Below are 4,866 nucleotides of genomic sequence, written 5' to 3'. Positions count from 1 at the left end.
AAAATCCTGGGCAACTTTTTGTTGCTCAGGAACTTATAAATAAAGTTAAATTATAGTGTTGCGGAATTAAGGAATACATTGCTCAGAAGGCGGAGCGTGAAGGGCTGCCTACCGTAGCCTACTTTTCCGACAAATGCTGCTATTCGCCTAAATATTTCGGTGAATTAGTCAAGACAGAGACTGGCAGAACCGCAAAGAGTCTGATCAACGACCGACTGCTTTCGGCTTCCCGCCAACTACTTGTTGATGAAACCCTCAGCATTACACAAATCAGCCAGCACCTCGGCTTTGAATATCCTCAGCACTTCGTCCGCTTTTTCAAGGCTCAGACAGGGAAGACTCCAAGCGAGTATCGCAAAACTGCGTAGATATAATGATGTATGTATAGAATAACTGTTATTTTTTACATCGAAGATGTTCCTGAAGAAGAATTAAAAAAATGATACAATGAAGAAAATAATCGTAATCTCTACCAGTCTGCGTACTGGTTCAAACAGCGACATGCTCGCTGATCAGTTTATCGAAGGTGCCAGAGCTGCAGGTCATGAAGTGGAAAAGATTTCGCTTGCAGGAAAAGACATCAAGTTTTGCAAAGGCTGTCTGGCATGTCAGAAGTTGGGCAAGTGTGTCATCAAGGATGATGTAAACGATATCATGCAGAAGGTACTGAATGCCGATGTAGTTTGCTGGGCAACACCTATATATTATTATGAGATGAGCGGACAGATGAAGACCCTCATCGACCGCATGAATGCCATGTTCGCACTTGACTACAAGTTCCGTGATGTTTACATGCTCTCTACTGCAGCTGAAAATGAGCCGGAAGTGCCTAAGCGTGCTGAAGCCGGACTGACAGGCTGGATTGACTGCTATCCAGAGAGCCATCTTGCCGGCACTCTGTTCTGCGGAGGCGTTGACGCTCCACGCACCATTCTAGGCAACAAGAAACTGCAGAAAGCTTACGAGTTAGGAAAATCTGTCAAGGGATAGAGACTCAACTATTGATTCTTATGAAAAAAATTTCAACATTCATCATATTAACGACTATTTCACTCAATATTATGGCACAACAGAAAATAGTACAGACAGCAGGGCGCACCCAGCTGGGTGAGTTTGCCCCGGAGTTCGCCCACCTCAACGACGACATCCTCTTCGGAGAAGTATGGAGCCGCAATGACCTGCTTTCATTGCGCGACCGCAGTTTGGTAACAATCACTTCGCTCATCAGCCAAGGAATCACCGACAGCTCGCTGAAATATCACTTGCAGTCGGCAAAGAACAACGGCATTACCCGCACGGAAGCGGCAGAGATTATTACTCACATCGCCTTCTACGCAGGTTGGCCAAAGGCCTGGGCTGCCTTCAATCTGGCAAAGGAGGTATGGAACGAAGATGTGAAAGGAGAAGACGCCAAGGCTGCTTTCCAGCGTGAGATGATATTCCCTATTGGCGAACCCAACACCGCTTACGCCAAATACTTCAAAGGCAACAGTTATCTGGCACAAATATCTGACAGTCAGATACCTTTCTTCAATGTTACCTTTGAGCCTGGTTGTCGTAACAACTGGCACACGCACCACGCTACAAAGGGTGGCGGGCAAATGCTGGTAGGTGTAGCCGGACGTGGCTGGTATCAGGAGGAAGGAAAGTCTGCGCAGGAAATCCTCCCGGGTACAGTCATCCACATTCCTGCCAACGTGAAGCATTGGCATGGTGCCGCAAAAGACAACTGGTTTGCCCACCTCGCCTTTGAAATACCTGGCGAGAACACATCCAACGAGTGGCAGGAGGCTGTGAGCGATGAGGAATATAACAAGATAAAATAACAATAAGAAAAGTACCACACTTAGCGATATTTGTGGTACTTTCATACATTTTTTTAGTCCTTCAAGTATACCGAAAGCCTTATAATAGTTATTCTACAAGTAATCTTTCAACAGTAGAGATACGCATCTGTTTTATTACATAACATTCCTTTTACCCGTATTTCCCGACCCTCTGATTTCTTCGTGATAAAGATAATTCACTATTGATGGATGTCCTTTGGGACTTCGTTCGTAAGGTAATTCATTATCCACATACTTACATTGAGCCTCCTGCGCCATTTTCGCGGCCTCATACTCCAATTGCTTCCAATATGTTCGGTCTTTATGCAAATAGATTTCTTCATAAAGTGGGAACAAATGGGGATAGTATGATTTGATATAACCCATAATGTTGGAGGTTGGACTTGGTCATGATGCCACTAACCTCTTTCGCTTCAATGAGTGTTTCTGTCATATGTTCACCGTGGTGAAGTTCTCACCTTTTTCTACATTTTTAATTTCTTTCATATTTCTATTTGTTTTGATTACGGGTGTAAAGATAGTGTATTTGTATTCAATTCTTTGAGCGACTGGGCTATATCGCCAGCAATGCCCACACTCTTTTCTGCTATCTCCTCAGGAATATAGAGTTCTTGAGGCATGTTGAGCGTGATATATTTAGCATTCGGCTCACGATAAGCCAGCTGCATGATAGGTAGCTTGATGAGTCGGTTGCGCGAACCAATACCCAACTCTAAGATAACAAGTTTTTTGCCCGAATATTTTGCAAGAAAGCGATGAAAAAGTGCTTCCTTCTTGGGGTCTGGCGCTGCAAAAAGGTCGGTCATGACACCTTCTATCTCGAAGATGCGTTTTTCATCAAACCCTGATTTCTCCAGATGCAAGTCGCCATTGCTGGTAAGGATGAAGTAATCCTTCTGACCAATCACTTTCATGAGGTCATGCATCACCTGTGAAGGTTGGTAATCTTCTACCCAAAACTTCACCAATCGTCTGTGGAACTCTAAGCGTGCTTCAGCAGTAGGATACTGAAAGTAAAGACCTTCCACAACATTTCTGAAACCATATTGCTGCTGCATGTCGCCAAACTGCCTTCGAAACATCTCGTTGTTGGCAAAGATATGATAGCCCTCGGCGATAGAGAGTCCGTTGCTGGCTCCTATGAGAATGGCATCTGCCTGGGCAATCCATTCTTGGGCTAGAGTGATATTTGCATTCATATTTAATATATTCTTTCTGGTTTAATATATTCTTCCTGGTTCGAAACTTGTATCTGATACGATATGATCTGCCGGTTTGCCCAACAGTTTCTTTAATGTCACAGCGATATCTTCCTTAATGGCAATACTCTTTTTGGCAATCTCCTTTGGAACATAGGCATCCTTTGGATTGAGGACTGCATAAGTGGCATTGGGCCAGCGATATACCATGTTCATAAATGGCTCCTTGATAAACATTGGAGTCATCATACCCACACCAAGTTCGAGAAAAAGCACTTTCTTGTTCATGTTCTCCTTGAGGAAATCCAGATAGCGTTGCATTTCTTTTCGGTAATAGCTACCCTCCAAAAACTCAGGACTGCGCCACCATGGAACCATCTCCGTACCGCAATGTGGACAACGGGGAATCAGGTCGTCGGGCAGTCTGTCACCTTCTATCTTGTCCAGCAACTCATACACCTTTTCTTTGTTGGGATAAATCTCGTCTGTACAAGTATGTTTACACTGCCAGTAGCGGAAATCTCCCTGAATGCGAGTGATCTTCTCGGCAGGGAAGGTGCGGAAAAACTGCGCATCCTGATTGGTGGTGGCAATATAATAGTTCTTGTTTTTGAGTAGTTCGGCCAGATCCTCGTATGGCTCACCCGTATGACACTCATACAAGTATTTGTACTTGCGGAGCAATGCTGCCCATAGCTCCCCTTTCTTGATTTGCGGATGATAAAACAGTGGGAAAAAACCATCAGCATGATATTTCTCGCCCAACTGTCCGGCTATCTGTTTGAATGTGGCATCGTTCATATAGTAAAAGCGGAAACCTGCTGCTGCCGACAATCCAGAGGCACCACCCACGATGATGGCTTCTGCCTCCTGAATCTTTTTTTTCAGTATTTCTATCTGTGTCATAGTTTCAATACTTGTCCGTCTTCTGGTATCATCAGACGTTTTTTATCCACCTTTTCGTATTCAGCCTGATTACGGAGAATAGCCCTTGTTGTCTGTCCATGATCGATGGCATCCATATGAACCGCAATAAAACGAATCTGAGGATTGCAGTCCTTCAGCATTTGCATAGCTTCCATTTCATTCATCGTGATATCTCCATCTGTCTTTGACTGTGGAAAGAAAATGTTTCCACCAGTATTGATTACTATATAATCTGGCTTATAGGTTGATACTGCTATCTGGGTCTTCTCATCCCAAATGCAATCGCCCATAATGTAAATGGTTGGTTGATTCTTAGCTTTGAGGATGTAGCCAGAACTTGGTCCCATTTGCGCACCAAGTTGTCCACGTCCATGATTACCTCTGATGCGGATAATGGTGATTCCTTCATTTTCAATGCTGTCTGCAATGCCCACTGCACGAAAGAAACCGTCTTTCTCCTTAACCTGCTCTACATCTTCAGTCTGTACGAACCAAGGCATATCCTTGCGAATCAGCTTGACTGCAGTTTCATCATAATGGTCAGGATGGTTGTGAGTCAAGAGTGTGAAATCCAGTCCATCAAGCACTTCTTCCACGGGCATCGTCAAGTTTACTCGGGGATTTGGATTTACGCCAAGAGCCGACACGGAAGAGCCTTTGGCACCAAGCAATGGATCAACAAGAATTTGCTTACCTGCATATTCCATCTTCAACGTTGCGTTGCGAATGAGGCGGATGTAGTTCTTTGCACTCAACTGAGTAAAAGCCGACATTAAAGCCACCATCAAAATCATTTTTTTCATACTTACGCGAATTTTCATTATATAGGGATTGTCGTTTAATTCTTTCAGTCGTGGACGCATAGAGGTCATCTTGGTATTTGATGCTCCGTG

At 44.1% G+C, this 4,866-nt stretch carries 6 protein-coding genes; 3 read left to right on the top strand and 3 right to left on the bottom strand.

The genetic code is table 11. The features are described from left to right. Window positions 1-65: 65 nt before the first annotated feature. From I6E38_RS14340 to I6E38_RS14330, 3 genes are all read left to right on the top strand, one after another. The gene (locus tag I6E38_RS14340; RefSeq protein ID WP_369681318.1) at window positions 66-368 is read left to right on the top strand and encodes a helix-turn-helix domain-containing protein; all 303 of its coding nucleotides are present in this window, start codon (window positions 66-68) and stop codon (window positions 366-368) included. A 79-nt stretch (window positions 369-447) separates the two neighbouring features. Then, the gene (locus tag I6E38_RS14335) at window positions 448-990 is read left to right on the top strand and encodes a flavodoxin family protein (protein WP_235394631.1); all 543 of its coding nucleotides are present in this window, start codon (window positions 448-450) and stop codon (window positions 988-990) included. A 20-nt stretch (window positions 991-1,010) separates the two neighbouring features. Continuing rightward, window positions 1,011-1,826 carry a carboxymuconolactone decarboxylase family protein gene (locus tag I6E38_RS14330; protein ID WP_235394630.1) on the top strand — a complete coding sequence of 272 codons (816 nt, stop codon included), beginning with the start codon at window positions 1,011-1,013 and terminating at the stop codon, window positions 1,824-1,826. A 524-nt stretch (window positions 1,827-2,350) separates the two neighbouring features. On the opposite strand, the gene I6E38_RS14325 is transcribed toward I6E38_RS14330, so the two are convergent. From I6E38_RS14325 to I6E38_RS14315, 3 genes are all read right to left on the bottom strand, one after another. Next, window positions 2,351-3,046, bottom strand: coding sequence for a hypothetical protein (locus I6E38_RS14325; protein ID WP_235394629.1), 696 nt, complete (start codon window positions 3,044-3,046; stop codon window positions 2,351-2,353). Window positions 3,047-3,067: 21 nt separating this feature from the next. Next, window positions 3,068-3,952, bottom strand: a complete 885-nt coding sequence (locus tag I6E38_RS14320) for an SIR2 family NAD-dependent protein deacylase (RefSeq protein ID WP_235394628.1) — start codon at window positions 3,950-3,952, stop codon at window positions 3,068-3,070. Further along, window positions 3,949-4,866 (bottom strand): MBL fold metallo-hydrolase (locus I6E38_RS14315; protein ID WP_369681317.1); only part of this gene is annotated, 918 nt, incomplete at its 5' end. The genes I6E38_RS14320 and I6E38_RS14315, both read right to left, overlap by 4 nt.

The organism is Leyella stercorea, assembly GCF_021531355.1.
Taxonomy (GTDB): domain Bacteria; phylum Bacteroidota; class Bacteroidia; order Bacteroidales; family Bacteroidaceae; genus Prevotella.
The sequence above is the reverse complement of the archived record's forward strand: the minus strand, read 5'-3'. Positions and strand labels throughout refer to the sequence as shown.

What these genes read in the sequence shown, in the direction of transcription:
- I6E38_RS14330 (WP_235394630.1), top strand. Translation starts at nt 1,011, where the DNA reads ATGAAAAAAATTTCAACATTCATCATATTAACGACTATTTCACTCAAT.
- I6E38_RS14335 (WP_235394631.1), top strand. Translation starts at nt 448, where the DNA reads ATGAAGAAAATAATCGTAATCTCTACCAGTCTGCGTACTGGTTCAAAC.
- I6E38_RS14325 (WP_235394629.1), bottom strand. Translation starts at nt 3,046, where the DNA reads ATGAATGCAAATATCACTCTAGCCCAAGAATGGATTGCCCAGGCAGAT.
- I6E38_RS14320 (WP_235394628.1), bottom strand. Translation starts at nt 3,952, where the DNA reads ATGACACAGATAGAAATACTGAAAAAAAAGATTCAGGAGGCAGAAGCC.